Origin of the sequence: Streptomyces sp. KR55, from assembly GCF_052245645.1 — a bacterium.
Taxonomy (GTDB): Bacteria; Actinomycetota; Actinomycetes; order Streptomycetales; family Streptomycetaceae; genus Streptomyces; species Streptomyces flavusporus.
In genome coordinates, this window is sequence record NZ_JBQQCE010000694.1 from 1 (window position 1) to 3,574 (window position 3,574).

2 protein-coding genes and 1 pseudogene are annotated in these 3,574 nt (G+C 72.3%); 1 reads left to right on the plus strand and 2 read right to left on the minus strand.

Annotation, left to right across the window (positions count from 1 at the left end; translation table 11 throughout):
- Nucleotides 1-455, minus strand: a pseudogene (locus ACTWQJ_RS48480) (ABC transporter ATP-binding protein); the annotation flags it as partial.
- Nucleotides 452-2,149 (minus strand): ABC transporter ATP-binding protein, encoded by a 1,698-nt coding sequence (locus ACTWQJ_RS48485; RefSeq protein ID WP_443312749.1) that lies wholly within the window; start codon nt 2,147-2,149, stop codon nt 452-454. The gene ACTWQJ_RS48485 and the pseudogene ACTWQJ_RS48480, both read right to left, overlap by 4 nt.
- 210 nt (nt 2,150-2,359) lie before the next feature.
- Here ACTWQJ_RS48485 and ACTWQJ_RS48490 point away from each other — a divergent pair, with 210 nt between their 5' ends.
- Complete coding sequence (locus tag ACTWQJ_RS48490; RefSeq protein ID WP_443312750.1) at nt 2,360-3,457, plus strand: FecCD family ABC transporter permease; 1,098 nt, start codon at nt 2,360-2,362, stop codon at nt 3,455-3,457.
- The last annotated feature ends 117 nt before the right edge of the window (nt 3,458-3,574 follow it).

The window sequence follows — 3,574 nt, forward strand, 5'->3', positions numbered from 1 at the left end:
CCGGCCGCCTCCACACGCTCCAGCGGCAGCGCGAGGGCCCGCTCGATGAACCGCTCCCGCAGAGCCGCGAGCATGCTCTCGCCCAGCCGGGCCACGAGCGCGCTGCCGACGGCGGTGGCCGCACCGCTTGCCAGGGCGACCGAGATGAGCAGGACCGTCGGCAGCACCAGGACATCCGTACCCGCCCGCCCCACCACCAGGTCGACGACGTGCCCGAGCAGGGGAGCCGTCAGCAGGCCGATGCCGGTGCCGACGACCAGTACGCCCAGCGCCGTCACCGCCAGGAGGCGGTGGCCGTGCAGCAGGGCGCGGAGTGCGGCCAGGGTCTCCGCGCCGGTGGCGGTCGGCAGAAGCGCGCGGTTCGCTGCGGGGCCGGCTTCGCTCATCGTCGTCTGGGTCCGTCCTTCGTCGGGCCGTTCCATGGCGCTCACCTCGGTGCCGTACTCGGACGTCATGTCAGCACCGTCGCACGGTAGGTCTCGTCGGCGGCGACGAGTTGGGCGTGGCTGCCGTCGGCGGTGACCGTGCCGTCGTCGAGCACCACGACCCGGTCGGTCACCGCCAGCAGTGCGGGGCTGGTGGTGACCAGGATGGTGGTGCGTCCGCGGCGGATGTCCCGCAGCCGGGCGGCGATCCGGGACTCGGTCACCGTGTCCACCGCGGTGGTCGGGTCGTGCAGGACCAGTACGGGGCGCTCGGCGGCCAGTGCGCGGGCCAACGCGACGCGTTGCCGCTGTCCGCCGGACAAGGAGCGGCCGCGTTCGGCGAGCACGGTGTCCACGCCGTCGGGAAGCTGTCGGGCCACGTCGTCGGCCGCCGATGCGGTGAGGGCCGGTTCGACGTCCGTTGTGGCCGTTTCCGCTCCGGCGCGGACATTGTCCAGGAGGCTGGCTTCGAACAGGTCCGCGTCGTGGGGGGCGACCAGGATCATACGGCGCAGATCGTCGGGGTCCAGGTCGGCGAGGGGCACGCCGTCGAGCTCGATCACGCCTTCGACCGGATCCGTCTCCCTGGCCAGGCAGTGCAGGAGATTGCCCGCCGCGGCCGGGTCCCTGGTCACGATGCCGGTGAGGCTTCCGGCCGCGATGTCGAGGTCGATCCCGCGCAGCGCACCGAGCGCGACACCGCGCAGCCGGATCTCGCCGGCGACCGGGTCGGGAGGCGTGGCGCCGCCCGGTTCCACGGCAGCGGGTGCCGCCAGCACCTCGGCGATCCGGCGGGCCGACGCCCGGCCCTGGGCGAACTCGGCGTTGACATAGGTCAGCAGCTGGAACGGCCCGAGGAGGAACTGGGCGAGTCCCACCGCCGCCACCAGATCGCCGACGCTGATGCTGCCGCGCATGGCCAGGTACGCGCCGACCAGCCCGATCGCCGCGATGAAGACGCCGGTCAGGGCGAGGACGGCACCTTCGTGTCCGGCCCGGCTCCGGGCGGCACGCAGCGCGGCGGCCAACGAGTCCTGGCTGGTGTGCCGATACCGGGACACAGCGGCTGCTTCGGCGCCCATGCCCTTGACCACCCGCAGCCCGGCGACGAGGTCGGCGGCGACGCCGGAGGCGTGGGCGGCGCGTTCCTGCTCGGTCTCGCTGCGCTGTTCCAGCGGGCGGCTGATGCGGTGGCCCAGCCACAGCAGGGGCGGTATGCCGAGCAGGACGAGCAGGCCGAGCGGCACCGAGATGCGCAGCAGCGCCACCGCGCTGATCGCGAGGGCGGCCAGGGCCGCGGCGCCGTACGGCACCAGGGTCACCACCAGGCCCGCGCGCCGGGCGTCGTTGGTGGCGACGCTCGTCAACTCGCCCGGCAGCCGGTCGGCGTCGGCGCCGCCGCGCGGATCGAGCACCCTGGTACCGAGCTGGAGCCGGAGCCGGTGCGCGGCCTCTTCGCCCGAGCCGTCCGTGATCCGGGCGCCGATCCGGTAACACGTGGACAGGACGAGGAAGACGGCGGCGAGGATCAGCAGCCAGCGCAGCAGAGTTCCGGCGGAGCCCGTGGCCACCGCCTCATCGATGATCACGCCGATGACCAAGGGCACCATGACCTCGCACCCCTGGTGGGCCATGCCGAGCAGGGATGCCGCCACAAGGCGGCGGCGTTGGGCTCTGATCGCTCCACGGAGGACGTGTCCCCCCGTCGGTCCTCCAGCCGGCATGCGGTACCTCCGCCGATGGTCAGATGGTTAGGTGAGGCTACTCTAAATAAGCTGCCCGTCAGTCCAGACCTGTGCGGCGTCCTCCGGGGTCTACCCCTTCCCCGTGACGTGCAATACCTGTGCGTTGACCGGCCGTTGACGTGCGGTTAGCCTCACCTAAGTAACATTCCGCTGTTCGTGCGTCGCGCTGTCCGGTGACGCGGTGCGAGCATGGCGAGCCGCCGCCAGGGGGAGTTGTCGTTGTCGGTCGAAGCCCAGGCGGTGCCCGGGACCGAGGTCACCGGTCCAGCCGTGCCCGCAACCCGGCGGAGCGTGGCCGCGCTCCGCGGCGCGGGACTGCTCCTCGCTCTCGGCGCCCTCGTCCTCATCGGACTGGTCAGCGTGTGGGTGGGCACCAGAGGCATCCCGTTCACCTCGACATGGAGCCTGCTGTGGCACCCTGACGGGTCGGAAAACTCGGTCATCATCCACGACTACCGCATCCCCCGCACCCTTCTCGGACTGCTCGTCGGATCGGCCCTCGGGCTGTCCGGCGCGCTGATGCAGGCCCTGACGCGCAACCCGCTCGCCGACCCCGGTCTGCTCGGCGTGAGCCAGGGCGCCGCCACCGGCGTGGTCCTGGCCATCGCCTACCTCGGGGTGGGATCGGTGCTGGGCCAGATATGGTTCGCGCTCGCCGGTGCGGCCCTCACGTCGGTGGTGGTCTACCTGCTGGGCTCCTCCGGGCGGAAGCTGGCCACGCCCGACCGGCTGGTCGTCGCGGGAGCGGCGGTGACGGCCGTGCTGTACGCCTTTTGCTCGGCCGTGCTGCTGCTCGAGCCGCGGGCCTTCGACCAGTTCCGCTTCTGGACGGTGGGCGCGCTGACGGGCCGGTACATGAACGTGGTGTACGTCGTCCTGCCGTTCGTCGCCGTGGGGCTGCTCATCGCCCTGGTACTCGCCCCCTCGCTCAACGCCCTGGCCCTCGGCGACCAGATGGGACGCGCGCTGGGCGTGAACGTCGGCCGGACCCGGGTGCTGGGCGCCGTCGCGGTGATGCTGTTGTGCGGCGCCGCCACCGCCGCGGTCGGCCCGATCAGCTTCGTGGGCCTCGCCGTACCGCACGTGGCACGCTTCATCGTTGGCCCGGATCAGCGATGGGTGCTCGCGTACTCCATGCTCCTCGCGCCCGTGCTGCTGATCGGCGCGGACGTCCTGGGCCGGGTGCTCGGTGCGCCGGGCGAGATCCAGGTCGGAATCGTCACCGCGTTCCTCGGTGCACCTCTGTTCATCGCGCTGTGCCGCCGCCGAAAGCTGGTCATGCTGTGAGCACCGTACGGAAGCCAGGCACCACCGCCACCGCCGCACCCCCCGCCGTCCCGCGCATCGCAAAGCCGCGGGTCATCAGCGGGCTCGTCGTACGGACCGGGCGAGGCGGAGTCTCGC

Bases quoted from the DNA above. Each gene is read 5' to 3' on its own strand.
- ACTWQJ_RS48490 (WP_443312750.1), top strand. From the start codon at position 2,360: ATGGCGAGCCGCCGCCAGGGGGAGTTGTCGTTGTCGGTCGAAGCCCAG.
- ACTWQJ_RS48485 (WP_443312749.1), bottom strand. From the start codon at position 2,149: ATGCCGGCTGGAGGACCGACGGGGGGACACGTCCTCCGTGGAGCGATC.